The 25620-nt window shown below is 68.7% G+C and carries 23 protein-coding genes; 7 read left to right on the top strand and 16 right to left on the bottom strand.

The genetic code is table 11. The features are described 5' to 3' along the window. The 3 genes from DJ75_RS15305 to DJ75_RS15295 all read left to right on the top strand — a co-directional run. The coding region (locus DJ75_RS15305) for a helix-turn-helix domain-containing protein (protein ID WP_094525290.1) at nt 1-551 on the top strand (551 nt) is incomplete at its 5' end. 112 nt (nt 552-663) lie between these two features. Then, nucleotides 664-1011 carry a HalOD1 output domain-containing protein gene (locus DJ75_RS15300; protein ID WP_094525288.1) on the top strand — a complete coding sequence of 116 codons (348 nt, stop codon included), beginning with the start codon at nt 664-666 and terminating at the stop codon, nt 1009-1011. After that, entirely contained in the window at nt 1008-1193 is a 186-nt protein-coding gene (locus DJ75_RS15295; RefSeq protein ID WP_094525287.1) for a hypothetical protein, read from the top strand. Before DJ75_RS15300 ends, DJ75_RS15295 begins: the two co-directional genes overlap by 4 nt. A 105-nt stretch (nt 1194-1298) precedes the next feature. Here DJ75_RS15295 and sufD read toward each other — a convergent pair whose 3' ends face one another. From sufD to DJ75_RS15275, 4 genes are all read right to left on the bottom strand, one after another. Beyond that, nucleotides 1299-2513, bottom strand: a complete 1215-nt coding sequence (sufD, locus tag DJ75_RS15290; protein ID WP_094525286.1) for a Fe-S cluster assembly protein SufD — start codon at nt 2511-2513, stop codon at nt 1299-1301. A 1-nt stretch (nt 2514) separates the two neighbouring features. Then, on the bottom strand, nt 2515-3945 hold the full coding sequence (sufB, locus tag DJ75_RS15285) for a Fe-S cluster assembly protein SufB (RefSeq protein ID WP_094525285.1): 1431 nt from the start codon (nt 3943-3945) through the stop codon (nt 2515-2517). Between the two features lie 52 nt (nt 3946-3997). After that, nucleotides 3998-4918, bottom strand: a complete 921-nt coding sequence (locus tag DJ75_RS15280) for an ABC transporter ATP-binding protein (RefSeq protein WP_094525284.1) — start codon at nt 4916-4918, stop codon at nt 3998-4000. A 133-nt stretch (nt 4919-5051) separates the two neighbouring features. Next, nucleotides 5052-10283, bottom strand: a complete 5232-nt coding sequence (locus DJ75_RS15275) for a DNA polymerase domain-containing protein (protein ID WP_094525283.1) — start codon at nt 10281-10283, stop codon at nt 5052-5054. Nucleotides 10284-10385: 102 nt separating this feature from the next. Between DJ75_RS15275 and DJ75_RS18765 the strand changes: the two genes are divergently transcribed. The 3 genes from DJ75_RS18765 to DJ75_RS15265 all read left to right on the top strand — a co-directional run bounded on the left by DJ75_RS18765 (nt 10386) and on the right by DJ75_RS15265 (nt 11703). Further along, nucleotides 10386-10559, top strand: coding sequence for a hypothetical protein (locus tag DJ75_RS18765; protein ID WP_170938219.1), 174 nt, complete (start codon nt 10386-10388; stop codon nt 10557-10559). A 143-nt stretch (nt 10560-10702) separates the two neighbouring features. After that, nucleotides 10703-11206: a hypothetical protein gene (locus DJ75_RS15270; RefSeq protein ID WP_094525282.1), complete on the top strand. Its 504-nt coding sequence runs from the start codon at nt 10703-10705 to the stop codon at nt 11204-11206. 26 nt (nt 11207-11232) lie between these two features. Then, nucleotides 11233-11703: a hypothetical protein gene (locus tag DJ75_RS15265; protein WP_094525281.1), complete on the top strand. Its 471-nt coding sequence runs from the start codon at nt 11233-11235 to the stop codon at nt 11701-11703. A gap of 13 nt (nt 11704-11716) precedes the next feature. Here DJ75_RS15265 and rad50 read toward each other — a convergent pair whose 3' ends face one another. From rad50 to DJ75_RS15245, 4 genes are all read right to left on the bottom strand, one after another. Next, complete coding sequence (gene rad50 / locus DJ75_RS15260) at nt 11717-14404, bottom strand: DNA double-strand break repair ATPase Rad50 (RefSeq protein WP_094525280.1); 2688 nt, start codon at nt 14402-14404, stop codon at nt 11717-11719. Further along, nucleotides 14401-15702 carry a DNA double-strand break repair protein Mre11 gene (mre11, locus tag DJ75_RS15255; protein WP_094525279.1) on the bottom strand — a complete coding sequence of 434 codons (1302 nt, stop codon included), beginning with the start codon at nt 15700-15702 and terminating at the stop codon, nt 14401-14403. Before mre11 ends, rad50 begins: the two co-directional genes overlap by 4 nt. 95 nt (nt 15703-15797) lie before the next feature. Next, the gene (locus tag DJ75_RS15250; RefSeq protein ID WP_094525278.1) at nt 15798-16076 is read right to left on the bottom strand and encodes a hypothetical protein; all 279 of its coding nucleotides are present in this window, start codon (nt 16074-16076) and stop codon (nt 15798-15800) included. 79 nt (nt 16077-16155) lie between these two features. Continuing rightward, on the bottom strand, nt 16156-16419 hold the full coding sequence (locus tag DJ75_RS15245; RefSeq protein WP_094525277.1) for a helix-turn-helix domain-containing protein: 264 nt from the start codon (nt 16417-16419) through the stop codon (nt 16156-16158). A gap of 140 nt (nt 16420-16559) precedes the next feature. Between DJ75_RS15245 and DJ75_RS15240 the strand changes: the two genes are divergently transcribed. Then, nucleotides 16560-17777 carry a proteasome-activating nucleotidase gene (locus DJ75_RS15240; RefSeq protein ID WP_094525276.1) on the top strand — a complete coding sequence of 406 codons (1218 nt, stop codon included), beginning with the start codon at nt 16560-16562 and terminating at the stop codon, nt 17775-17777. Between the two features lie 58 nt (nt 17778-17835). On the opposite strand, the gene DJ75_RS19260 is transcribed toward DJ75_RS15240, so the two are convergent. The 8 genes from DJ75_RS19260 to DJ75_RS15205 all read right to left on the bottom strand — a co-directional run bounded on the left by DJ75_RS19260 (nt 17836) and on the right by DJ75_RS15205 (nt 25579). Continuing rightward, entirely contained in the window at nt 17836-17967 is a 132-nt protein-coding gene (locus DJ75_RS19260) for a hypothetical protein (protein WP_254921584.1), read from the bottom strand. Between the two features lie 65 nt (nt 17968-18032). After that, complete coding sequence (locus DJ75_RS15235) at nt 18033-19208, bottom strand: bifunctional oligoribonuclease/PAP phosphatase NrnA (protein ID WP_094525275.1); 1176 nt, start codon at nt 19206-19208, stop codon at nt 18033-18035. 79 nt (nt 19209-19287) lie between these two features. Next, on the bottom strand, nt 19288-20208 hold the full coding sequence (locus tag DJ75_RS15230; protein ID WP_094525274.1) for an NAD-dependent epimerase/dehydratase family protein: 921 nt from the start codon (nt 20206-20208) through the stop codon (nt 19288-19290). Then, nucleotides 20205-20684 (bottom strand): DUF5791 family protein, encoded by a 480-nt coding sequence (locus tag DJ75_RS15225; RefSeq protein WP_170938220.1) that lies wholly within the window; start codon nt 20682-20684, stop codon nt 20205-20207. Before DJ75_RS15225 ends, DJ75_RS15230 begins: the two co-directional genes overlap by 4 nt. 42 nt (nt 20685-20726) lie before the next feature. Next, complete coding sequence (locus tag DJ75_RS15220; protein WP_094525273.1) at nt 20727-23978, bottom strand: hypothetical protein; 3252 nt, start codon at nt 23976-23978, stop codon at nt 20727-20729. After that, nucleotides 23972-24676 (bottom strand): hypothetical protein, encoded by a 705-nt coding sequence (locus DJ75_RS15215; protein WP_094525272.1) that lies wholly within the window; start codon nt 24674-24676, stop codon nt 23972-23974. Before DJ75_RS15215 ends, DJ75_RS15220 begins: the two co-directional genes overlap by 7 nt. Then, nucleotides 24673-25113: a hypothetical protein gene (locus DJ75_RS15210; RefSeq protein WP_094525271.1), complete on the bottom strand. Its 441-nt coding sequence runs from the start codon at nt 25111-25113 to the stop codon at nt 24673-24675. The genes DJ75_RS15215 and DJ75_RS15210 overlap by 4 nt, the downstream gene beginning before the upstream one ends. After that, on the bottom strand, nt 25094-25579 hold the full coding sequence (locus DJ75_RS15205; RefSeq protein WP_094525270.1) for a hypothetical protein: 486 nt from the start codon (nt 25577-25579) through the stop codon (nt 25094-25096). The genes DJ75_RS15210 and DJ75_RS15205 overlap by 20 nt, the downstream gene beginning before the upstream one ends. Between the last annotated feature and the right edge of the window lie 41 nt (nt 25580-25620).

The following is a 25620-nucleotide window of genomic DNA, read 5'->3' as shown; positions in this document are numbered from 1 at the left end:
AACGACTCATCCCGGCCGCGTCGCTCATCATCCCGTACTTCTGGGTCCGCGGCGCGCGCGCGTCAGACATCGAGGCCGCCTTCGAGGCGCACCGAGGGGTCGTGAACATCGAGCTCATCGACGATGTCGACGGAGAGTACCTCATGCGCGCCGAGTGGGAAGACGACTACTACGGCGTCCTGACCGCCCTCGCGCGAGCCAATATCGTGGTGCTCTCGGGTATCGGCACCAAGGAGGGGTGGCAGTTCGAAGTCCGCGGCGAGAGCCGCGATCGGATCGGCGAGTTTCGGACGGACTGCCAGGCTCACGACATCTCCATCGAGATCACCGCCGTCCACTCGCTGCTTCCCGTTCAGGGCGACGGGTACGACCTCACGGAGACCCAGCGGGAGGCGCTGGTGTTGGCGTACGAGATGGGGTACTTCGACTCGCCGCGGACGGCGTCGCTGGAGGAGATCGCCGCGGAACTCGGCATCTCACAACAGTCGCTGTCCTCTCGGATCAGACGCGGCCACCGCCGGCTGATCGCGAGGACGCTGATCGCGGAGTGACACGTCGCTGCTCGCGTCGGGATCCGATGACGACGGACATCCTTTCTGCTTGTAAATACCTCCTGTATGATCAGTGCCACACCTGAACCGACGCAGCGTGCTACGTCTTTATATGTCTGCCGAAGACACTGAAATCATTCTCGAGTCGTTTATTTTTCGTCCGGGGTCGGAGACGTATCTGGCACGCTACGACAAGGTGGAGACTTCGGCCAGTATGGCGGTTGTTGCGACCCTCACAGAGATCTCAGACGTCGATCCGACTGAGATGGACCCCCTGTTTCAATCGATCGACGTCGAGTCGCTCGACGCGCTCTTCAGGGGTGCGACCGACGGCAACGTTCGCGTCACCTCCACGGTCGCGGGACGCGAGGTCACCGTCACCAATGACGCGGTGATCGCGAACCGCACGCCCGACGACGACAGCGGGACCGTCGGGATCGGTGAGGTCCCGTCCACGTGAACTCCGGAGACGAGACGCCGTCAGACGAGTCGGCGTTCCGCGACGAACTACGGTCCCTCCTCCGCCGCGCCCACGAGCGAGACGTCGACGTCGAGGGCGGGTGGGAGTGCCGGAACGGCGCCGAGAACCCGGACTGGGACATCATCGTCTCCGAGGTGCGAAAGCCGGACGAGTCCGAGTAGCCGCGCCGAACGCTCTTTGCGTCGAGGCGTCTCGAACGCGTCCGCGAGCGGCGGCGTCGTCGCCGCGGCCGTTTCGACGTCTCCGAAAAAACGCGACGACTCCGTCTACTGGAGCCGCTGGAGGACGAGCTCCTGAACGTCGTCGCGGAACTCGTCGACCGCGATCTCCTCTAACACGGGCACGAAGAAGCCCTCGACGAGCATGTTCCGCGCCGTGTGGGAGTCGATCGTGCGGCTCTCGAGGTAGAACAGGTCCTCGGCGTCGACCTGCCCGACCGTCGCGGAGTGCGACGCCTCGGTGTCGTGGTTGTGGATGATCAGCTTCGGCGACGCGTCGGCCTCGGCGTCGTCCGACAGCATCAGCGTGTTCTCGCGCTGGTAGCTGGACGTGTTCCACGCGTCCTCGCCGACGTCCTGAACGCCCTCGTAGACGGAGCGGGCCACGTCGTCGAGCACGCCGCGCGTGACGAGGTCGGCCGTCGTGTGCTCGGCCTGGTGCCAGACGCGGGCGTTGATGTCGAAGTGCTGGTCGTCGGTGCCGAAGAACGTCCCGACGATCTGGCTCTCGGAGCCGTCGCCGCTCAGTTCGGTCTCGACGTCCGAGCGGGTGAGCTTCGAGCCGAAGTTGCTCTCGATCCAGTCGACCGTCGCGTACGCGTCCGTCACGCCGCGCTTCAGCGAGTACGTGTACGAGTCGTCGTCGAGGTTCTGGAGCGAGCCGAACTGGACGTTCGAGTTCTCGCCCGCGGCGATCTCGACGAGGTTCGAGAAGTAGCGGTCGCCGTCGACCGCGCTGTCACCGCTCTCGATCGACTCGAGGATCGTCACCGACGACGACTCCTCGGCGACGACGAGCGTCTGGCTGAACAGCGAGCGGGAGTTCATCTCCGCGCGCACCGTCACGTCCTCGACGTCGACGCCCTCGGGGACGTAGACGAACGTGCCGGTCGTGAACAGCGCGACCGACAGCGCCGTGAGGTAGTTGTGCTCGGGGTCGAGCACCGAGCCGAAGTTCGCCTCGATGACGTCGCCGTACTCGTCGAACGCCTCGGTGAAGGGCAGGACGACGACCTCGTCGTCGCCGGCCGACCGCTCCGTGGCGTCGGACTGGTTCAGCGGGTCGACGAGCGCCTCGAAGTCGAGCGACTCCAGGTCTGTCCAGCGGCGCCCGGGCGTCTGGATGACGTCGGGCAGATCGGCCGTCTCCAGCGCCGAAAGCGCGTTCAGACGGGTCTCGAGGAGCCACTCGGGCTCGTCGCGTTCGTCGGCGATGCGTCGTACCGTGTCCTCCGAGAGGCTCTCGATTGCTTGCGTGCTCATGTTATCCGAGCGAGCCCTCCATCTCGAGTTCGACGAGCCGGTTGAGCTCGACGGCGTACTCGATGGGCAGCTCCTCCGTGATGGGCTCGATGAAGCCCGAAACGATCATCTGTTTCGCGTCGTCGTCGTCGAGGCCGCGCGACTGGAGGTAGAAGATGTCCTCGTCGCCGATCTTCCCGACGGTCGCCTCGTGGGCGACGTCGACCTTCGACTCGTTGATCTCCATGTACGGCATCGTGTCCGACGTCGACTCGTTGTCGAACATCAGCGCGTCGCACTCGACGGCGGTCGAAGAGTTCTCGGCGCCGTCGGCGATGTGGACGAGGCCGCGGTAGTTGGTGCGGCCGCCGTCCTTCGCGATCGACTTCGACTCGACGGTGGACTTCGTGTCCGGCGCGTTGTGGTACACCTTCGCGCCGGTGTCGATGTCCTGACCCTCGCCCGCGAAGGCGATGGTGATGTGGTTGTCGGAGGCGCCGCGGCCCTTCAGGATCGTCGAGGGGTACAGCATCGTTGCCTTCGACCCCATCGACCCCGAAATCCACTCCATGCGCCCGCCCTTCTCGGCGATGGCGCGCTTCGTGTTCAGGTTGTACGTGTTTTTCGACCAGTTCTGCACGGTCGAGTACTGGACGTGGGCGTCCTCGTCGACGAACACTTCCACGCCGCCGCAGTGGAGATTGAACTTCGAGTACTTCGGCGCGGAACAGCCCTCGATGTAGTGGACTTCCGAGCCCTCTTCGGCGATGATGAGCGTGTGCTCGAACTGGCCCATCCCCTCGGAGTTCATCCGGAAGTACGCCTGCACGGGCATGTCGACGGTGGTATTCTCCGGGACGTAGACGAACGAGCCGCCGGACCAGATGGCGCCGTGGAGCGCCGCGAACTTGTTGTCGCTCGGGGGGACGCACTTCGTCATGAAGTGCTCGCGGACGAGCTCTTCGTGCTCCTGGACGGCCTCGTCCATGTTACAGAAGATGACGCCCTTCTCCTCCCACCGCTCCTGCATGTTCTGGTAGACGACCTCCGACTCGTACTGGGCGCCGACGCCGGAGAGCGCGTTCTTCTCCGCCTCCGGGATGCCCAGCTTGTCGAAGGTGTCTTTGATTTCGTCCGGGAGCTCGGTCCAGTCGTCCACGCCGGCGCGGACGTCGACGTCCGGCCGGATGTACGGGATGATCTCGTCGACGTCGACCTCGCTCAGGTCCGGCTGGCCGGGCCAGTCGGTCGGCATCGGCATCTCCTGGAACTGCTTGAGGGCGCGAAGGCGCCGCTCCAGCATCCACTCCGGTTCGTCCTTGTCCTCCGAGATGATGCGGACCGTCTCCTCGGTGAGGCCCTTCTCGGTCTGGAAAGCGGACTTCTCCTCTTTCTTGAACTCGAAGCGGGCCTCGGTGTCTGTCTCTTTGAGATCGTCTTGTTGTGAACTCATGATATTATGTTACGTGTTCCCCCGTTTATTCCTGTTGCGTGACCATTTGTGGTTACGCCGCATCGAACGCGTCCTCGCGGACCCAGTCGTACCCCTTGTCCTCGAGCTTCTCCGCGAGTTCCGCCCCGCCGCTCTTGACGACTTGGCCGTCGAGCATCACGTGGACGTGGTCGGGCTCGACGTAGTCTAAGATTCGCTGGTAGTGGGTGATCTGGAGGACGCCCGTGCCCTGCTCGTCGCGGAGGGCGTTGATTCCCTCGGAGACGTCTTGGAGCCGGTCGATGTCGAGCCCGGAGTCGATCTCGTCGAGCACGGCGATCGCGGGCTCCAGCATCGCGGCCTGCAGAACCTCGTTCTGCTTTTTCTCCCCGCCGGAGAAGCCGGCGTTGAGGTAGCGCTGCATGAACTTCTCGTCCATGTCGAGCAGCTCCATCTTCTCCGAGAGGATCTGCTGGAACTCGGCGACGCCGATATCGCCGTCGTCGGCGGCGCCCTCCATCGGGGAGGTCTCGTAGCCCTCGTCGTCCTCGTCGGCGTCGGCCTCGTCGGCCTCCTCGTCCTCGAACAGCTCCTCCCGCTCGTCCGCCTTCGCGTTGAGCGCCTGCCGGAGGAAGTTCGTCATGGTGACACCCTCGATCTCCGCCGGGTACTGGAAGCCGAGGAAGATGCCGAGCGCGGCGCGCTCGTTCGGCTCCATCTCCAGCAGCTCCCAGTGATAGTCGTCGTCGTCGAGGTCGGCGCTGATGTCCGCGACGTCCTCCTCGTCGAGGTGGAGCAGGACCTCGCCGTCGGTGACCTCGTACGCCGGGTGGCCGGCGATGACCTTCGCGAGCGTCGACTTCCCGGAGCCGTTCGGCCCCATCAGCGCGTGGATGTCGCCGGACTCGACGGTTAGGTCGACCCCGCGAAGGATGCGTTCGCCGCCCTCTTCCGCCACTCGTGTGTGAAGATCGTTGATTTCGAGAGTAGCCATGTGTATTCTCGTGCCTCGTACGTTGACGGTAGTGGTTGAGGCGGTTAATGGTTACGCATCCCCCCGACAAAACTCTCGAATCAAGCAAGAATTTTTCCAACGATCGAAAACTGCTTTCAGCGAGACGACCTGTCTACATGAACGAGCCGAGTCCGGTCTGCTCCTGTCCGGTCTTGACTTCCTCCCACGACATGCCGAGCGCCTCGATGACGCGCTCGATGGGCCCTTTCAGCGTCTTGTCGAGCATCTTCTCCCAGTCGACCTCGAACTCCTCCGGGACCTGGTCGGCGTACTCGAAGCAGATCACGTCGGGGTCGCGCTTGAACTCCCCGTACAGGTGGTCGCGCTGCGGGTCGAGCCCCTTCTCTCCCTCCATCCGCTGCCAGAAGTCGGGGTGGACCTTCTCGATGTAGAGCCGCTTCGGCTTCGACCCGCTCCCGAAGTTGGTCCCGAGCATGCGGTTCGCGTACTTCGCGCCGCGGACCTGCGCGGTCGGCGTGTCGTAGGCGTCCAGCTTCTTGCCGATCCCGCCCGGGATCCCGATCTCGTCGAGGTCCATGTCGCCCTCGAGCACGCGGGCGATGACGTCCACGAGGTACGTCTTCACCTCTTCCATGTCCTCGTCGATGTCGTCGCCCGTGACGATCGTCTCGATGACGTTCTGCTGGACTTCCTTCGTGATGCCGGCGATGTCCGACCGCTTGTACTCGAAACCGGTGATGTCGATGTCGTCGACGTCTTTGCCCTCCTTCCAGATGATGTGGCCGGCGTAGCGCTTCTTCTTGCCCGCCTGGAAGAACCGCCGGTAGAGCTTCTCGAACTCGATCTGGAAGCGATGGAACTCGGCGTTCAGCTCGTCGCGCGCGAAGTCGTCGTAGCGCTCGTTGATGTGGTCCTCTATCTCGAAGGAGGTCTCGATCGCCTCCTCTTTCGACATGTCAGACAGAGAAAGCATGACGCTGTCGGTGTCGCCGTAGGCGACTTCGTAGTCGAGCTCGTTCGCGGCCTCCTCGGTGAAGTCGATGACCTCGCGACCGGTCGCCGTGACGGCCGCTGCGCCCTCTTTGTCGTAGAGACGGAACCGGTCCCATCCCGTCACGCCGTACAGCGACTGGCCGACGAATTGGAACTTCCCGTTCCGCCCCGCGAGGAGCGTGTGGTTGTCCTCGACGGTCACGCAGTAGACCCCGTCCTCGGCCTCGCTCCGGGACCCGCTCCGATGCATCCGGAGCGTGTTCTTCCCGCCTTCCGTGACGTAAATCCGCCAGCTCCCGCTGTCGCGGTTGTAGCTCGCGGTGATCCCGAGGTGGGCACACAGGCGGAGCACGTCGTCTCGAAGCCGCTCGCTCGACGTCGTGTACCGCCACGATCCGGTCTGCCGGTCGCCGTCGCCGTCGATCAGCGTCTCCAGGAACGCGCGTTTCTGCGCCACGCTCGCCTCGAAGACGCGGTCCGGGATCCGCTTCTCGAAGCTCCCGTCTCCACAGCTGTCTCGGAGGAGGTCCCCGAGCAGCTCCGAGGTGAACTGGTAGCTGTGGTCGTCGACGTAGTAGTCTAGTTCCATCCGATCGAGGAGATCCCCGATCGTCTCGCGGTCGGAGTCGCCGCCGTCCGCCACGGCGTCCTGCGCGATCTGTATCGTGGTCGCGGAGCCGCGGAGGTTGTCGCCGAACCGCTTCTCCTCGGAGGTGTACACGTTCCCTTCCGTGACGTACCACGCGAGCAGTTCGAGGAAGTCGTCCCCGTCGTAGGTCCGCGGGACCCACTTCCGCCCGGACTCCCGGTGAACGTAGCTCGTCTCGCACACCGACTCGACGTACTCGCGGTGTTCCTCGAACTCCGCCGCCGTGAACACGTAGCCGGTCTCGCCGACGTCCGCCTTCGGAACGCGCCGCGGCGTCCATCCCAGTTCGGCGGTGAACGTGTGGCCGTGGACGCTCGGTCGGACCCACACCTCGTAGTCGCCGTCGACGAGTTCGGTCAGATCGATCTCGTCGACCCGTTCGCCGTCCGGTCCGTCCCAGTCGTGGGGAAGCTCGTAGTTCGTCGCCCGGTCGAGGTCGCCCGCCTCCACGAAACTGTACCCGTCCTCGGTGATCCCGTTCGTCTCGTTCTTTCGGACGAGCATCCGGTGGTTCGGCGTCACCCGGAAATCGATCTTCGAGGTCTCGACGTCGACGAGTTCGCCTCGGTAATCGGGGTACGCGTGGGTCTCTTCGACGGTCTTCGCCACCATCTCCTCCGTGTCGGGATCGAGCGAGTACACGGCGTCGCCGACCTCCAACTCCGTGATCGACCGTACGCCGTCGGGCGTCACGACCTCGGTGTCCGGCGTGAAGCAGTTCATAATAACCTTGACAGCTCCCTGCTGACGGTCGTACTGCTCGTACGGCTCGGTGCCGGGGTCGTGGTCGTTCCGGAGGGACTTCTTCTCCTCGCGCTCGGAGAGGAGTTCGTCGACCATCTCGCGCATGATCCCGTCCGGCTCCTTCTGGAAGTGGGTTCCGTTGGGCGCGACGTACGTCTCGCCGTCGTACTCGGCGGGGTCGACCTTCGTCTCCGGGCCGGCGTTGATCGTCACCATGCACATCGGGTACAGCGACTGTCCGATCCATTGGAGGTGGCCGTTCCGTCCGGCGAGTACAGTGTGGTTATCCTGGGCTGTGATACAGTGTACTTGTCCGTCGTGCGGTTCGGTCGTGGCGTTCGCCTTTTTCAATGACCCTTGCTTTCCGATCGAGACGTACCACGTCCCGTCGGACTGTTTCGTAACCGTCGGCTTCTCGCCACACCGCACTCCGAGCCGGACGGCGTCCTGTTTCAGCCGATCGCTTTTGGTCCAGAACTTGTTGAGTCCGCTTTCTGTCCGGCTCCCGTCGCCATCGATGAGCGTGTCGAGCAGATGACGAAGGTGGCCCGCGTCGAGACCGAACACCCACTCCGGAAGATGTTTTTCAGAGAACCCGTCGCCGCAGTGATCCCGGAACCAATCGTGAAGGAATCGGTTTGAGATTTTGAACCGCGTTTCGTTGCTCGCGTAGTTCAGATCAATCCGTTCTAACAGATCCCGGATCGACTCTCGACCCTGCGGATCGCGTTGATGTAACACGATCCCGGGAACCTCACGAACAAAACTTCCCTCCGTGACGAACCAGCCCATCAGTTCAAGCCAGTCGTCCATGTTGAAGGAGAGGGGCATTTCAGCGTGTCCGCGATCGTATTTAAGAAGGGTCTCGTCGGCGTGTTCCTCGATCTGTTCGCGGTTCTGTCGATACACCTCGATCGGTATCAGATATTTTCCGGCTTTTCCATCAACCGTCGCGAGTCGAGATGTTCCCTTCGCCCGATCGAGTTCAGACTCGATTCCCACGGGCATCGCTGCTCGGAATCCGGTCAAGCCGTCGTGAGCGTACACGGCGACGTGGCCGTCTTCGACCTCCTCGAAAAGGTCGAACTTCTCGCGTTTCGATCCGGCCATCGGTTCGTGTATGGGGAATGCGAACCGCTCGTATTCCGGCACATCACGGTATTCGCTGAACTCGAAATCCGACGGGCCGAGATCGCTCCATCCGCGGCTCTGTGACAGGAGGAACCGGTGATTCTCCGTCACTTTAAAATCGTGCGTGTTCCCGCTGACGTGGTGTAGCTCGCCGTATTCGTTTTGGTACGAATGAGTCTCGGCGACTGGCTTGATTTCGCACTCAAACGTTTCTGAATTCAACGTGTAGACGGGATCGCCGACATTCAGTTCTGTTATCGGCTTGAGCCCGTTCGGCGTTGCGACGTCCGTGTCGGCGCTGAAACACTTCAGGTCCTGGACCGTCACCATCTCCTTGACGCCGGTGATCGGGTCGAAGACGGCGCCGCCCTCGAACTCCTCCGACTCCTGTTGGCCCTTCGTCGGGAGCGCGAACTTCCCGAACGCCTTGTGGAGGACGTACATGTCGACCGTGTCGCCGGGGGTCGGCGCGTCCTCGATCTTGCAGCCGACGAAGGTGCGCACCTCGTCCCAGAAGGCGATCACGTCCTGCTTCCGGTCGATCTCGACGCACAGCTCCACGTCGCGGATGCTGTACTCCAGCAGGCGCTCGGGGTCCTGCTCCCAGAGGTCGCCGATGTCGCCCGTATACCGCTCCTTGCCGACGCCGAGCTCGCGCTCGCCGACCGCGTCGAGCCGGTACGACTCCAGCTCCGTGAACATCGTCCGCTTGTACGCGTACAGCAGGTCGAAGACGACCCGGCCCTTGATGTCGGGGCCGCCCCAGCCGGAGCGCCACACCTCGCCGATCCGGGAGAGCCGATCGACGGAGAGGTCGTACTGGCTCCCGTCGTCGAGCACTTCCATGCGATCGAGGAGATACGGCGCGTCGAAATCCTCGAAGTTCCACCCAGTAAAAAGATCTGGGTCGGTGTCGTCGATGTAGTCGACGAACGCGTCGAGCATCGCGGCCTCCTCGGTGAACGTCTCGACCCGGAAGTCGATCTCGCCGTCGCTCGCGATCCCCTCGTAGTCGGGGAGGTCCTCGGGCGGCGGGATCTCGGCCTCGGGGGCGTCGTACAGCCAGACGACGTACTCGTCGTCGTAGGAGTCGTGGCTCGTGAGACAGATGATCGGCTCCTCGCCGTCCTCGGGGAACCCCCGGCGGTCGTCGACCTCAATGTCGAAGGTGTTCACGCGGAGGTCGGCGTCGACCTCGGCCGGCTCCAGCTGCCCCTCGTGGACCTGCATCGTCCCGGAGCCGTCGTCGAGCCGGCGCTCCTCGACCCGCATCCCGCCGTTGATCCCGTTGTCGATCAGGAAGCGGTTCGGGAAGAGGATGTCAGCCTCGAAGCTGGTCTCGAAGTCGTCGCGGATGTTCCCGACGTCGCGGGGCGTCCGGGTGACGATCCGGGTGAGCGGCTCGCCGCGGATGCTCTCGTACGGCTCGCCGTCCGGGCCCTCCTCGCGCGTCCCGATCACGACGTCGTACGCCTCGACGGGGTCGCGGTCGAGGTCGGCGGTTGGGACGTAGAAGTACGGCTCGACGCCCAGCACGCGGACGTGCTCGCGGACGTCGTCCTCGACGTCGCCGTCGATGGTCGCCGCCGGGCGCCGGCCGAAGACGTGAACGACGGGGTACTCGTCGCTCCCGTATCCCTCCACGGCGTAGTCGATCTGGGTGATCATCAGCTCGACGGTCCCGGTCGACTCCGGGAACTTCGCCTCGTCGACGTCGACGACGTCGCTGACGCGGCCTCGCCCGCCGCCGGCGACGACGGCCGCCTCCTGTGCGGCGAGGTCCTCCCGTTCGGTTTCCGTGCCGCCGTGCTCCCCCTCGTCCGCGTCCGCGGGCGACGAGAAGTCCGACAGCCCCGACTGAGTCATATCGGTCCTTCGGCGGCACCCGGCTAAAAAACTCGGCTTTCGGGTGCGGCGAGGACTCCCGCCACGGAAAGGCCTTTAATGTGTGATGACTTACCACGGTCTATGTCTTCGGACCCACGTTCGGAACCCGAGGTGGCTCGCCCGACCGGTCGCGACGCGGTCGACGCCGAGGTGGAGGTGTACGAGGACGACGGGAACGTGGTGCTGTTCGACGCCGCGAACCCCCTCGCGTGGGTCGAGGCGAGCCGAACGGTCCGGCTCGCAGACGCGACCTGACGCGGCGCTTCGGTTCCGCGCTCGTCTCACGTCCGTAGTGGCGGTGCCGGCTTCTCCGCGGCCGCGCCACCTTCCCCGCGGACGCGACGTCCCGGTCGCGACCGGACGGAACCCCTTTGCCTCGCCCCCGCGTACGACCGTACGTGTTCAGCCTCGACGAGGACGACGAGGGCGAGGTCTCCTTCGGCGAGAGCTCCGACGCCGAGCGGGAGATGACGCCGGACATCCCGAAGGCCCCCTCGGTGAAGACGTTCGACGACGGGGGCGACTTCGAGGGCGCGAGCGACGTCGACTCCGGCACGCTCCGCGCGTTCGTGGTCGCCGTGATCTACGCCAACGCCGCGGTGTTCCTCGTCGCGCTCGGCCCGATGGTTTGGTACTTCGAGGGGTGGTCGCGCGTCGGTCCGGTCCTCCTCGTCGCCGGGCTTCTCGCCGGCGTTCGGACGTACCAGACGTACCGTGCCTGGGAGCGCTCTCGGGACGAGGCGGCCGACGCGGATGCCGATACGGATGGTATCGATGCCGACGCGGACGCTGTCGAGGCCGCTCGCTCCGGGGCTGCGGACGCTAAGGCCGACGACGCTGCCGACGCCGACGACGCTGACGACGCTGACGACCCGGACGACCACACTCCCCCGGAAGCGTAATGAATTGGGGACTCTCTCCTTCGCCTATGCAGACGGTCCGCGACGCCGACGGCGACACGTACCTCCTCGTGAAGCGCTCCGCGGAGTCGAGCCGCGTCCGCGACCCGGCCACGGGCGCGGAGCGCTACGTCGACAACGACGAACTCAGCGTCGTCGACGGGGAGTCGCCGCTCGCGACCGCGGCCTCCGGAGTTCCCTCGTCGGTCCGCAAAACGATGCGCGCGGTCCACGACGACCGGTCGCTCGGCCTGCTCGCCGTGGTCGTCGACGAGGGGCCGCTCCCCGTGATCGAGCTGCTCGACGCGACGGAGCTGTGCGAGTCCGACCTCCACGGGACGGTCACCGAGCTCCGCGCGGCCGGCCTGATCGCCGAGGTCGACGTCGACGGCCGGCGGGGGTACGCCGCGACGGACGACGCGAGCGAGGCGATCGAGCTCCTGCGAGGCGGGCCTGAGGCGGACGTCGCCGCGGGGCGCGACCGCGCCGAGGGCGGCTGAGCGACGGCCGAGATCAGTCGTCCGCGAGCGACGCGGCGTCGAGCTCGGCGGCGTCCGCGCGGCGGGCCGTCGAGCGGTTCGAGCGCGGCTCCTTCTCGACGGTGACGAGCTCGTCGGCGGCGCCCACCAGCTCGTCGTCGTGGCTGACGATGAGGATCTGCTCGACGCCGAAGCCGCGCATCTCCTCCACGAGCCGGACGAGCCGGGAGACGTGCCCGGAGTCGAGGAAGACGGTCGGCTCGTCGAGGATGAGCGGCGGGGTCGGCGCGGCGCCTTCGATCCCCTCGGAGAGCAGCCGGTAGATCGCGCAGCGCAGCGAGAGGTTGAACAGGGCGCGCTCGCCGCCGGAGAGCTGCTCGGGATCGAGCGCCTCGCCGTCCTTCTGGTAGACCGTGAGCGCGTACTCGCCGTCGAGCTCGATGTGCGAGTAGGCGTCGTTGCCGTACACCAGATCGAACGTCTCGTTGAGCGTGCGTTCTAACTCGGCGACGTTGCGCTGGCGGAGCTCCGCGCGGAGGTCGCCGTACATCGCCTCCAGCTCGCTCGTCTCCCCGTGGAGCCCCTCCAGCGCCTCGACGGTCGTCGCCAGCTCGGCTCGCTCCCCGCGGAGGGTCTCCAGCTCCCGAATCTCGCCGTTCACGCTCCCAATCGCGTTCTCCAGCTCCGTCCGCCGCTCCGCGAGCCGATCCAGCTCCCCGTCGACGCGTTCGAGGTACTTCTCGGCCTTCTCCTTCCGCGTCCTCGCCTCCTCGACCGCCGCTTCGTCGACCGCGGCCGCGAGCTCGTCGCGCCGCTCGCGCTTGTCGGCGAGCCGGTCGCGCCGCTCGTCGTTGAGCTCCCCGAGCGTCTCCCGTTTCTCGCGGCGGCGCTCGATCGTCGACTCCGCCTCCGAGATCGCCCCTACCCGCTCCTCGACCGCGTCCACCGCTTCGCGGGCCTCGTCGAGCGCACCGAGCGACGCTTCGAGTTCCGCAACGCGGTCCGCGGCCGACTCGGCCTCCTCGCGCTTTTCCGCGGCGACATCGCGGGTCTCGTCGGCCTCCTCGCGCTTCTCCGCCGCGGCCTCGCGCTTTTCCGCCGCGGCCTCGCGCTTCTCAGCCGCCTCCGACCGGCGCTCGTCGACGCGCTCTTCGAGCATCTCCGTCGTCTCGTCGATCTCGTCGAGCCGGTCCGCGGCCGCCGCGAGCCCGTCCAGCTCTTCGATCCGCTCGTCGAGGCTCTCCTCGCGTTCGCGGGCCGATTCCAGCTCGGCCTCCAGCTCGTCGACGCGCGCCCGGTCATCTTCGATCCCGGCCGCGTGCGGCGAGTCCTCCACCGGCTGGCCGCACTCGGGACACTTGCCGGCCGCGAGCAGCTCCTCGGCCTCCGCGACGCGTTCGCGAGCGTTCTTCAGCTCCGCGGACAGCTCCGCGATCCGCTCGCGGACCTCGCCGCGTCGCTCGCGAAGCGCCTCGTGCTCGTCGGCGACGTCGTCGCGGTCCACGTCGGCAGCCGCGAACCGTTCGCGGAGGGTCTCGGCCTCCTCGCGGAGCTCCTCGATCGAGGACTCGCGCTCGTGGGCCTCGTCGTCGGCCGTCTCGGCCTCGTCGGCGAGGTCGTCGGCCTCTCCCTCCAGCTCCGCGGCGCGGTCGGCGAGGTCGTCGGCCTTCCCGGCGAGGTTCGTCGCCTGGTTACGGAGCGCCTCAGCGCTCACCCGTCCGTCGTCGAGCTCTTCGCGGATCGACGCCTCGCGCTCGTCGAGCTCCGCGCGGCGAGCGGCGACGGTCTCCTCGTCGGCCGCGTCGAGGCCGGCGTCGTCGAGCCGCTCCCCGATCCCGGCCTCGATCTCGTCGATCCGCTCTCGGGCCTCCCGGATCGCGTCCCGGTGCTCGTCGCGCTCGCGCTCGGCCTCGCGGATCGCCTCCTCGATCTCGCCGATCTCCGCCTTCACCGACTCCAGCTCCTCTCGCTTCTCCGCGTGGGTCGAGAGCGTCTCCGTGGCGTCGTCGCGCGTCTCCTTCGCCCGATCCCGCTGGTCCTCGTAGCGTTCGATCTCGTCCGTCACCTCCGAGAGGTCGCTCTCGAGCCCGTTGAGCCGCTCGTGGAGGTCGCGATCCTCCTTCGCCGCGATCTGCTCGTCGAGCTGGTCGAGCCGTCCGCGGCGGTTCTCTAACACGTCCTCGACGCCGAGCCGGGCGTCCCCGGCGCGCTCGCGGTACTCCTCTAGCTTCCCGAGTTGGAGCAGGTCGTCGATCGTGTCCTGGCGCTCCCGCGGACTGGCGTCGATCAGCTCGTTCACCTCTCCCTGCCGCACGTACGCGCAGCCGACGAACGCCTCCGCGTCCATCCGGAGCAGCTCGGTGACGAACTCGCGCACGGCCCGCGCGCCGTCGCGGGTCACGTCGCTCTCGTCGGTCGATTCGAGCGTGCACTGGTGGTCGATCCGGTCGTCGTACACCCGGAGCCGCCGCTCGATCCGGTACGGCGTCCCGTCGTGGGTGAACCACAGCTCGACTTCGGTCTCCTCTTCGCCCTTCGTGACGACGTCGTCGAGGGTGCCGCCGAGCGCTTTCGACCCGTACAGCGCGAAGAAACAGGCCTCTAAGAGCGACGACTTGCCGCTCCCGTTGAGCCCGTGAATGACCGTGACGCCCCGCGTCAGCCGGAGGTCGGCGTCGCCGTACGGCTTGAAGTTCGAGAGCCGGATTCGGTCGAAGTTCACAGGTAATCCTCCATGGAGACTTGGCCGTCGGTCGCGGCGGTCTCGGGGGCCCGTTCGCCGTCGTCGTCGCCGTCTTCCGCGGTGTCGTCGCCGGTCCCGGTCTCCTCGTGCGCCTCGTCCCTCTCGTCCGCGTCGCCGTCGTCGCCTTCCTCTGGGTCGCCGCCCGCTCCGCCCCCTTCGAACGCGTCGAGGTCGTCGATTCGCTCCTCGACCCGTCCCTTCACCGTCTTCCTGACGTTGCTGTCGGGGAGCGTGTCGGCGCGGACCGTCTCGTCGACGTCGCGGGCCGCCTCGGAGAGCGCCATCTCCTCGATCCGCTCCCGCACGGCGTCCTCGGGGTCGGCGAAGCTCACGTCGACCTCGGCGTCGGTCTCGACCTCGCGGCGGTCGGTGACACGGGCGATGAGCGCCCCCTCCTCGGTCGCGAACTCCTCGATCGCGGCCGGGGTCACCGGCTCGCCCTCGCCGGTCACGTCGACGAGCACGACCGCGTCGTCGAGGTCGTGTTGGCGGACCTTCTCCCGCACCCGCGCCGCGCCCTCTCCCTCGCGGAGGTCGACTTCGACGAAGACGAACGGGCGCGTGTCGAGCGCGCGCCGCCGGATATCCACGCGGTCGTCGCCGCCCGCGGCGTCCGCGTCGAAGGTGACGAGGTTGTAGCCCCTCCCTTCCTTCTCGCTCGCGCTCGCGCGCTCGGTGGACCCCGGGTAGGTGACCCACGTGTCGCTCACCTCAGCGACGTCGGGCGTGTGGTTGTCGCCGAGGAGCATCGCGTCGAACGCGACGTCGCTCTCCGCGAGCACCGCTTCGGTGTCCCAGTCCGCGTAGCCGAACGGCTCGAAGAGGCCGTGCGCGACGAGGGCGGCGTAGTCGGCGTCGTGGTCCGCGAACGCGTAGTCGAGGTCGTCCCGGCGGGAGACGGGGACGTGGTCGAGCCCGTAGAACGCCGTGTCGCCCACCACGGTCGGCTCGTCGCCGAGCCGTGTCGCGAGCCCCAGCCGCTCGAAGAGGTCGAGCCACTGGCCGCCCCGCGTCGATTCGTGATTGCCGACGACCGCGAGGAGGGGGATCCCGGCGTCGTCGAGCCGACGGAGCACGGAGATGGTGCCCATCAGGTCGACGAGCTCGGGACGTCGGTCGTGGAAGAGGTCGCCCGCGTGGATCACCGCGTCGACGTCGCCGTCGATCGCGTCGTCGATCACGGCCTCGAAGGCGTCGAGGAAGTCCTGTCGTCTGACCGGCGAGTGGTACTGCGCGTACCCGATGTGGGTGTCGCCGGTGTGGATCACCCGCGTCATCTGCCCGGACGTTGGCCGGTGTCGGGTTTAGGGGTTCCGGGGGCGGAGCGGAAGTGGTCGGCGGTCCGGAGAGCGGGCCGCCGTCCGACCGCTCCTCACCGGCCTCCGCCGGCCGCCGCCTCCCGAAATCCTCGGTAGGCCGACAGCGCCGCGCGACCCCGCTCGGCCGCGGCCGCGTCGCCGTCGCGCTCGGCGGCCGCGACCGCCTCCTCCAGCCGGTCGAGTCCGACAGATTCGACGAACCCGGCGGCGCGCCGCAGGTCGGTTCGCGCGGCCTCGGCCTCGTCGATCACGGCGGCGTACGGCCGGGTTGCGGTGTCGGTACGCGTCGCCAGCGCGGCCAGGGCCCGCTTGACGCCGGTTGTCGAGACCACGGCGTCCCTGCGTCGGTATCGGGGATAAGATGATGGCTCCCGCCCGCCTCCGTCCACGTCGCTGCCGACCCCTGCCGACTCACACCGCGAGCGTGTACAGCCGCTTCCGGGCGTCGGTGAAGGAGAACCGCGAGTCGACCACGTCCTCCTCTTCCAGCCGCGAGAGCGCGTACCTGACGGTCCGGGGGGGCAGCAGCGTCTCCTCGGCGAGTTCGCTCTGCGTCAGCGTGTCGTTGTAGTCGAGGACCTTCGCCACGAGCTTCGCGCTCGGGGGAAGATCGCGGACGGCGCTCCAGCGGTCCGTGACGTCCTCGTCGGCGGTGACGGCGTCGGTGGTGCTCATGCGTACTCTCTCATATCTCATGCCGACAAATAATATTTACTATCCATATTCATTACTATTGGTCATTCATTCGGCGATCCGTCCCGCTCTACTCTCCCCCACCCGAAACCTCTTACGCGCGAGACGCCTTATTACGGACAATGACTGACACCGTCGAAGACGTCGAGATGCCCTACGACGAAGGGTCGGCGTCGAGACAGGAGAAGATCGAGTCCCTCCAGGATGAGCTCGACGTGCTGGAGTCGCAAAACGAGGAGATGCGCGACAAGCTCCTCGACGCGAACGCGGAGAACAACAAGTACCAGCAGAAGCTCGAACGGCTCACCCACGAGAACAAGAAGCTGAAGCAGTCCCCGCTGTTCGTGGCGACCGTTCAGGAGATCACGCCCGACGGCGCCGTGATCAAACAGCACGGCAACAATCAAGAGGCGCTTACGGAGATCACCGCGGAGATGCGCGAGAAGCTCGATCCCGACGACCGGGTCGCGGTCAACAACTCCCTCTCGGTCGTGAAGAAGCTGGAGAAGGAGACGGACGTGCGGGCCCGCGTGATGCAGGTCGAGCACTCGCCCGACGTCACCTACGCCGACATCGGCGGGCTCGAAGACCAGATGCAGGAGGTCCGCGAGACCGTCGAGATGCCGCTGGAGCACCCGGACATGTTCGAGGACGTCGGGATCACGCCGCCGAGCGGCGTCCTGCTGTACGGGCCGCCGGGCACGGGGAAGACGATGCTCGCGAAGGCCGTCGCCAACGAGACGGACGCGACGTTCATCAAGATGGCCGGCTCCGAGCTCGTCCACAAGTTCATCGGCGAGGGTGCGAAGCTCGTCCGCGACCTGTTCGAGGTCGCCCGCGAGAACCAGCCCGCCGTCCTCTTCATCGACGAGATCGACGCCATCGCCTCGAAGCGCACCGATTCGAAGACCTCCGGCGACGCCGAGGTCCAGCGGACGATGATGCAGCTGCTCTCCGAGATGGACGGCTTCGACGAGTGCGGCGAGGTCCGGATCATCGCCGCGACCAACCGCTTCGACATGCTCGACCCGGCCATCCTCCGTCCGGGCCGGTTCGACCGCCTCATCGAGGTGCCCAAGCCGAACACCGACGGTCGCGAGATCATCTTCCAGATCCACACCCGGAAGATGAACCTCGCGAGCGACATCGACTTCGACGAGCTCGCCGAGATGACCCCCGACGCGTCCGGCGCCGACATCAAGGCCATCTGCACGGAGGCCGGGATGTTCGCCATCCGCGACGACCGCACCGAGGTCACGCTCGACGACTTCCTCGAGGCCCACGAGAAGCTCCAGCAGGACGACGAGAGCGGCGCGGACGACTCGCTCGCGTTCGCCTGATCACCGCCGACGCTACCGGCTTCAGATCGGTTTTTCTGCCGTCACGACGGTTCGGCCGTTACAGCGCCCGCACGATCAGATACGGAACCGCGAACAGCAGGACGAAGATCAGTCCGGTCGCGAGCGCGTAGCCGACGCCGACGCCCGCGAGCGCGCGCCAGCCGCCGTCGGTCGGGAGATCGAGGTTCATACCGTTCACTCCGCGGCCGCATAATTAAATACTGTCTCCGGCTCCCGGCGACCAGCCGGCGGGACTCAGACGTCGCCGGCCATCGCCCGGAACAGCGCGTCGGCGAGCTCGTCTCGGTCGACCCCCTCCGGCCCGTCCTCTCCCGTCGGGTCGATCCGCGGTGCGACGGTCCCGCCGCCCATCCGCGAGTGGCCGCCTCCGTCTCCGTTTTCGACGTCCGAGAGGACCGATTCGATCGCGTTGCCCATGTGGACCCGATCGTCACGGGAGCGCCCGGAGAGGTGGACCGTCCCGTCCCGCTCGCCGATCACCACGACGGCGCTGACCCCTTCGAGCTGGATCAGCTCGTCGGCCGCCTGCGGGATCGCGTCGACGTTGTTCACGCCGCCCACGTCCGCCACCGCGAACGAGCCCTCGACGCGGCGCCCGGCGATGGCTCGCGCCTTCACTTCCAGCACCTCCGCGTCGACCGCGGGGTTGGCGATGCGGTCGAGGCAGTCCTGATCGACGCCGGGGTACACGTACGCTGCGGCCGCGAAGTCCGGCTCGCTCGCCCCGACGGTGAGGTGTTTCGTGTCGGAGAGGATACCGTACAGCAGCCCGGTCGCGGTGTCCGTCGGGAGGGTGAGGTCGCTGTCGGTCTCGCTCGCGTGCTTGTCCGGCGGGACCGGGATCGCGTCGTTCTCCTCGAAGTACTCGGCGACGACGGAGGCGGTCGCTCCGTAATCGGTGCGGACGTCGGTGAACCGCTCTCCGGCGCCGTCGCCGGGGTGGTGGTCGACGACGGCCGTGGGGAGGACGCCGTCGGCGCCCGCGAACCCTCGCGGCTCGTTGTGATCGACTAGCACGACGGACCCGGCGGCGAGGTCGCTCACGTGTTCGATCGGTTCGAGCTCCAGATCGAGCACCGTTCGGAACGCGCGGTTCTCCTGATGACGGATCTGTCCGGGGTACTGCACCGTCGCGTCGACGTCGACTTGAGACGCGAGCGACGCGACACCGAGGGCGGACGACATCGCGTCCGGGTCGGGGTTCGGGTGCATCAGCACCGCGATCTCGTCCTGGTCGGCGAGCAGCCGCCGGAACCGCACTCCGGTCGTCCAGCGGGCGCGGAACAGGAGGTATCCCCCGGCGACCGCGACGAGTGCGACGCCGACCGCGATCGCGGTCAGCTCCGGGTTCTCCCGCGCGAGCGTCCCCGCCTGCGAGAGTCGCTCGTCGGCCGCACTCAGGCTCCACATGTGTCCCCGAGACTCCCTCCCCCCACATGAAGGTTCGTCACTGTTTCGACCGATCGGCGACGCCCGCCCGTGGCGTCGCTTACTCTCGGGTCGCGCGGAACGACCGCACCGCGTCGCGATACCCCTCGCGGAAGGTCGGATAGTCGAACTCGTACCCGAGCGCGCGGAGCCTGTCGTTCGAACAGCGCTTGCTCGTCCGGATCCGGCGTTCGGCGGCCGGTGAGAGGTCGCCGGCCGCGATCCGCTCGGCCTTCGACCGCTTCTCCGGCCGCGGCACGCCGCACTCGTCGGCGAGCCAGTCGGCGAACGCGTGCTTGTCGACCGGTTCGTCGTCGACGACCACGACCGGCTCGCCGCGTGCGCGATCCGTCTCGAGGAGGTGCCGGATCGCCCCCGCGGCGTCGTCTCGATGGACCATGTTGAGGTACCCCGCGGTGACGGGCCCTTCGACGTACCGCTCCAATCGGTACCGCCCGGGGCCGTACAGTCCCGCGAACCGAGCGACGGTCCCGCCGATCCCGGCGTCGCCGGCGGCCTCCAGCGCGATCCGTTCCGCCTCGGCGAGGACCCGCGTCTTCTCCGTGGTCGGATCGATCGGCGTCTCCTCGTCGACCCACCCGCCGTCATGGTCGCCGTACACGCCCGTCGACGACGTGTAGACGAGTCTGTCCGGCGACGACGACCGCGCCGCGTACTCCTCGATGACGTTTCGGAGGCCGTCGACGTACACCTCGCGGGCCGCCTCGGCGCCTCGGCCGCCGGAGCTGGCCGCGAAGACGACGGCGTCCGCGTCGGGCAACGCGTCGAGCGAGGGCGGATCGGTCGCGTCCGCTCGTATCGCGTCGACCGCGCCGTCGCCGTCGACGCGTTCCCCGACCTCACCGATGGCGTCGATCCCCGCGTCAGACCGCCGCACGCCCGTCACGGCGTGGCCGCGATCGGCGAGCTGCGACGCGAGTTCGATCCCGACGTAGCCGCAGCCGACGACGACGGCCCTCATCGCTTGCGGCGCTCGATGACCGCCATGACCTCCGCGAGCTGTTCCAGCGTCATCCCGGCGCGTCCCTCGAGGGCCTGTTGGACCTCTTGGCCGGTGAGATCGGCGTCGATCCCCGCCGCGACGGTGTCGACGTCGAGCACCGCGGTCGCCATCCCCATCAGGAGGTGATCGCGTAGCTCCGCGACGAGCGCGTCGGCGTCGCGGTCGGCGGTCACGGCGACGATCGCCGCCGCGTCGTCCACGCTGAGGTCCGCCGCGTCGCCCGCGGCGGCCGCCTCGACGGCCGCCTCGTCGACGCCGGTCTCGACGCCGACGCGCTCGCGCCCGGCCTCGGCCACCGACTCGCGCACCATCACCTCGAACGCCGCGAGCAGCGCGCCCGGGGTCACCTCGCCCGCGTCGACATCGGGCGTCCCGTTGGCGCCGACGGCGTCGACACCGGACACCGTCCCGTCCTCGACGACCTCGTGAAACATGGTCCCACTCGGTCGGCGTCTCTCAAAACGGCTACGGTCGACTCACGAGGTCGCGCACTCTCTCGCTCCTCCGTCCGACGCTCCCCCGGCTCTCGGGCAGGGCCACCCGGCGGAGGTCTCGTCGCGGGTGCCGTCGACGTCGCCGACGCCGGGCGGGCCGGCGGGCACCGCGACGGCGACGACGGTCTCCGTCTCGAACCGAATCGGCTCCGTCGCACCGAGCCGAACGGTCTCCCCGCCAACGTCGAGGGCCACGTCGCCCTCCCGTCGAACGTACTCGAACGGCTCGCCCGGCGTGCCGACGTCGGCGCGCAGCGCGAACCGCGGGTACTCCCCGCGGACCTGCACGCGCCAGGCGTTCACCGTCGTCACCCAGTAACCGGGCACCGGCGCGACCGGAAGCCCCGCCCCGACGCTCCGGGCGGGCTTCAGCGACCACTTCTCGCCGAGGTCCTCGGCCGCCCTCTCGCTCAGCTCCTCGGTCGCGGTCCGGCCGGCGCGCGTGGCCTCCCTCTCGATCGCTTTCTCCATGCGGTCCCTGAGCAGGACCCGCGCGCCCTTCGTCGGCGGTTCGACGACCCGCGTCGGCACCCGAACGTCCTCTCGACCCGCCGCCTTCCGCGTCGCGACGCGGAGGTGCGCGGCCAGCGACGCCTCCGCCGCGGTCGAGAGCGATCCGTCGGCCGCGGCCTCTGCGGCGACCCGCTCGGCGTACTCGCCGTCACCGACCGCTGCCGCTCTGTCACCGGTCGAGTCGTATGACGCGGCGGCCTCGTCGACCGCGTCGCGACGCGCCTCCCGCGACAACGAGGTCCGCTCCCGAAGCACGCCCTCAACTTCGCGATCGACTTCGCGAAGCGAGCCGTCGACCCGTTGCGCGAGCGCGTCCCGGTCGGCGCGGAGTCCCGGGTCGTCGCTCGCGGCCAGCGCCTCGTCGGCGAGCAGGAGCGCGCGCCCGGCGGTACCGAGTCGGACCGTGTCCCCGGCGCCGAGGATCCGATCCACGATCCCGCTCGACAGATCGCCGTACGGAACGGTGACGTAGTTCACGTTGCGGACGGCGAGCGGTCGCGTCGGGGCGTCGCTCGCGCCGTCTGTCCGTTCGCCGTCGACCGTCGTCCGCGGCAGGTATCCCGGCGCCCCTCGCGGCGAGAACGTCACCGCTCCCCCGGGACCGTCGCCGGCGACCGTGTATGTGCCCGGGTCCGTCGCGGCCTCGCGGGCGGCGATCGCCTCGCCGACCGAGGGGCCGCCGAAGGCGCTGTTCACCCGATCGAGAAACCCGTTCGTCGCCCGCTCGCGGTCGGCAGAAGCCGCTTCCAGCTCCGCGACGACGGCGTCGACGTACGCCGCGCGGGCGGCGACCCGCGCCCGATCGACCGCGCCGTCGTACGTCTTCGGCGCGTCGACGAGCGCCGCTCGGCGATCGCGGACCGCGTCGGCGAGGTCGGCGTACGGCTCCGCCTTGCCGACCGCCGCCGCCTTCATCGACGCGTCGGTCTCGAACGCCCGGACTTCGACGGCGAGCGCGGCGACATCCGCCGCCACGCGGTCCCGTTCGGTCTCCGTCCACGAGCCGTGGACCACCGTCGAGTCGTCGACGTCTCCGCTCCGGACGGCGTCCCGGGCCAGTCGGTCCACGCCGGCCGCCGTGTCGACGCCGAGCGACGAACGCGCGGCCGCCGGCGTCCCGCGTAGGTCGGGTCCGTCACCTCCCGCTCCGAACGTCGCGGCGGGCCGGTCCGCCGCGCCGTCGGTCGGCGCGTGTCGCCCCGTCACCGAGACGCGGACCCGGTAGCGGTCGGCCGCTTCGTCGGCGGTGGTCGTCCGATGGACGGTGCGGTCGACGACGCTTCCGTTAGGGCCCCGTTCCACGACTTCCCGTTCCCACGTCGCAGTCGCGGTGCGTTCGACCGTCACCTCGCGGATCGCGTCTCCGAACGCGACCGGCTCGTCCGGATCCACGGTCCCCGCGGGAACCCCGCGCGGCACGTCGCTCCCGGCGACGTCGGTCAGCCGCTCCGACCGCTCCACGTCGACGCGATCCCACTCGCCGGTCGCCGCGACGGCCGGCGTCGGCGGCGCGATTCGTCCGCCGTCCGCGACCTGCGTCGTCGCCGTCCGCACGTCGGCCTCGACTCGGTACGCGCCCTCGATCACCTCGTCGAGGTCGTCGTGGACCCGAACCGCCCCGACGTCCGCCGCGTGCCCGATCGGAACCGGCGTCTCCTCGTCGGACCGGTCTCGTTTCGACTCGAACGCGTCGTCCTCGCTCCCCGCCCCGTTCGGGTGCGTGCCGGCGCTCGGTTGCGTCGCGGTCTCCCCGGAACCGGTCGGCGTCGGCGCTCCGAGAACCGCGTCGGTCCACGAGTCCTCTCGAACGCCGGTCGGCGCGAGGAGGTCGCTCATCCCGGTCCGGGCGGTCGCCCGTGCCACTCCGCCGCGGGCGCTCGGGTCGCTCGTCCCGAAGACTGCCCGCTGCGTCCGGACGATCCCGGCGTTCGTCGACAGTTCCACGTGCCGGTTCGCGAGGACGTTCTCGACCGGCGCCCCGGCGTACTGCGCGTATCCTCTCGCCCACGTCATCGGATAGAGGCTCGCGGTGAGCTGTCGACCGAGACCCGGTCCCTCAACCGGACCCCTGTCGAGCCGCTCTTCGAACCGCTCCGTCCGCTCGTGAGCGGCGAGCGTCGGGACGGCCACCACGACGGTCCTGTCCGCGGTGCGGTTCACGACCGTTCGGCCGTTCCGTGTCGCGGTGATGTCGACCTCCTCGAAAGTGACGCGAGTCGCGGTCCCGTTGGCCGCCGGCTCGACGCGGACGCGGTCGCGGGCCGCGGTGAGGCCCTCTCGCCCCCCGACCGCCGGTAGCGACGCCGTCGCCGTCACCGATCCGACGTCAGCGTCGACCGCGGAGAGCGCGTCTGCCCCGGTGACTGCCAGTCGTATCCGAAGCGCGTCCGTGAACGCCGACTCCTCGCGCACCGCCTCGGCCGCGGCACCGCTTTCGGGCGCCCGCGTCACCGGTTCCCGCGCCGCGTCGTGCGCCGCCTCGCGCGCCGCGGCGCGCAGCGCTGCGGTGGCGTCGGCGTCGACGCGCTCGACGGCCCGCTCGACGCTCCGGTCCTCGCCGACGAGCCCCTGATCCGAGATCCCCGCTGCGTACGTCGTGCTCGTCACGAGCAGCAACACGCCGATCAGGGCGAACGGGACTCGCGCCCGCTCGTCGACCGCGAACCGTCGCCCGACCCGCTCGGAGTCGGATGCTCCGCCGCGTTTCCCCACGCTCACCACCTCCTCACGACGATCCGAACGGGATCGCCCGTCTCGGCCGCGTCCGGCGTCGGCTGCGTGACCACCGCCGTCGTGACGTCGGCGTTCCGCGGCGGCTCGGCCCCGACGACGACCGCTCTCGCGTTCCCGTCTCTCCCGGGGCGAGGCCGCTCGGTTCCCCTCGAACCGCCGTCGGTCCGGTCCGGACCCTCCCGGGACTGGCCGGCGGTTCGTTGAGGGGATCGCGGCGCGTTCGGTGTCCCAGACGCCGCTATCCGGCCGGTTGCGGGTCGACAGCCAGGCGGAGCCGGAGGCCGACGGTCGACAGCTCGCTGCGTCGAGCTGGGTTCCCGGCTCGGAACCGCCGGGACCGTCGCGTCGACCCGGGTTCGCTCGCCGAGGCCCGCGGCGATCGCGGCCGTCGCTCGCGGCTCGAACGCGCCCTCGCCGTCGACGGCGCCGCGCTCATCGCCCGCGCTTCCGGGAGCCGCGACGAGCAGCGCGAGCAGTTCGGCGCGCGTCGCGTGTACCGTTCGGGTGCCGTTCGCCGCCCGCGGCGACCGGTACCGCACGGTCACGGTCTCCATCACTATCCGGTCGGCCGCCCCCTCCGCGGTCGGCCCGCGCGTCCCCGCGTCCCCGCCGACGCCACCGAGCGCGACGACGCTCGCGGACACGCACAGGAGCAGCACCGTCACGTCGAGCACGGTGCTCGTCACCGGCGGACCACCACGCGAAGGGTCCCGCGGACGTTCCGCCCCGGACCGACTCGCACGGTCACCGGTCGCTCGGCCGTCCCGATCGCTCCGTCGTCTCCGACCGCCGCGCGTTCGGGCGCGTCATCGCCGAACTCGATCCGCCACGTCTTCCCGCCGGCCCTCACCGTCACCGCCGTCGGATACCGGAAGCCGTCGGCGCCGCGGAGCTGGTCCGGTTCGACGACGCCGCCGGCGGTCGCCGTTCGCTCGGCCCTGTCGAGGACGGTCTCGGCACCGGGCCGCTCCCGATCGACCGTCGCGTCGTCGAGCGCGGCCGCGTACAGACTCAGCGCCGCCCCGACTACCAGCACCGCGACGAGCGCGGCGAGCGGTTCGACCGCGGCGCGATCCGCGGCCCCGCTTCCGGCGCCGGACGAGTCACCCGACGAGCGTGACATGCACCCCTCCGTAATGCACCCGCCGCACGGTGAGCCGCTCCGGCGCCGGTCGCCACCCGCTATCGGCGCTCCGCGCGCGCTCCGCCGCCGCGGCCAGCGCGTCGGGGTCGTCGAACGCGGCGTCCGGCGGAACGCCGTCGAGGACCCGCCGAAGCCGGTCCCCACTTCCGCTTCGATCGACCGGTGGGACTGGCGTCACCCGCGGCGCGTGGAGCGGCGCCCGTGCGTCTCCCCCGTCTCCGCCGAGCGAGACCGACCGCGGCGTGAGTCGGATTCGGTCCGCCGCGATCCCGTGTTCCGCCGTCGCGGGGTACTCTCCGCCGGCTACCGTCTCGATCGTGTGCGCGACGCCGGCCGCGTCCGGCGGCGGCGACGCCGGGAGCGTCGCGGCGACGCCGGCCGTCGCGACGCTCACCACGGCGAGGCCGAGCCACGCGTACGTCGCGTCGAGGTGAGTCTCGAACACGGGCCGGCTGGCCGCGGCTTGGTATTTAAATGATCGGCGAG

The sequence above is a fragment of the Halorubrum sp. Eb13 genome, assembly GCF_002252895.1.
GTDB lineage: Archaea > Halobacteriota > Halobacteria > Halobacteriales > Haloferacaceae > Halorubrum.
The sequence above is the reverse complement of the archived record's forward strand: the minus strand, read 5'-3'. Positions and strand labels throughout refer to the sequence as shown.

Bases quoted from the DNA above. Each gene is read 5' to 3' on its own strand.
- sufB (WP_094525285.1), bottom strand. From the start codon at position 3,945: ATGAGTTCACAACAAGACGATCTCAAAGAGACAGACACCGAGGCCCGC.
- DJ75_RS18765 (WP_170938219.1), top strand. From the start codon at position 10,386: ATGTCTTCGGACCCACGTTCGGAACCCGAGGTGGCTCGCCCGACCGGT.
- DJ75_RS15300 (WP_094525288.1), top strand. From the start codon at position 664: ATGTCTGCCGAAGACACTGAAATCATTCTCGAGTCGTTTATTTTTCGT.
- DJ75_RS15245 (WP_094525277.1), bottom strand. From the start codon at position 16,419: ATGAGCACCACCGACGCCGTCACCGCCGACGAGGACGTCACGGACCGC.
- DJ75_RS15265 (WP_094525281.1), top strand. From the start codon at position 11,233: ATGCAGACGGTCCGCGACGCCGACGGCGACACGTACCTCCTCGTGAAG.
- DJ75_RS15210 (WP_094525271.1), bottom strand. From the start codon at position 25,113: ATGTCACGCTCGTCGGGTGACTCGTCCGGCGCCGGAAGCGGGGCCGCG.
- DJ75_RS15230 (WP_094525274.1), bottom strand. From the start codon at position 20,208: ATGAGGGCCGTCGTCGTCGGCTGCGGCTACGTCGGGATCGAACTCGCG.
- DJ75_RS19260 (WP_254921584.1), bottom strand. From the start codon at position 17,967: ATGAACCTCGATCTCCCGACCGACGGCGGCTGGCGCGCGCTCGCGGGC.
- DJ75_RS15275 (WP_094525283.1), bottom strand. From the start codon at position 10,283: ATGACTCAGTCGGGGCTGTCGGACTTCTCGTCGCCCGCGGACGCGGAC.
- DJ75_RS15235 (WP_094525275.1), bottom strand. From the start codon at position 19,208: ATGTGGAGCCTGAGTGCGGCCGACGAGCGACTCTCGCAGGCGGGGACG.
- DJ75_RS15280 (WP_094525284.1), bottom strand. From the start codon at position 4,918: ATGGCTACTCTCGAAATCAACGATCTTCACACACGAGTGGCGGAAGAG.
- sufD (WP_094525286.1), bottom strand. From the start codon at position 2,513: ATGAGCACGCAAGCAATCGAGAGCCTCTCGGAGGACACGGTACGACGC.
- DJ75_RS15240 (WP_094525276.1), top strand. From the start codon at position 16,560: ATGACTGACACCGTCGAAGACGTCGAGATGCCCTACGACGAAGGGTCG.
- DJ75_RS15225 (WP_170938220.1), bottom strand. From the start codon at position 20,684: ATGTTTCACGAGGTCGTCGAGGACGGGACGGTGTCCGGTGTCGACGCC.
- mre11 (WP_094525279.1), bottom strand. From the start codon at position 15,702: ATGACGCGGGTGATCCACACCGGCGACACCCACATCGGGTACGCGCAG.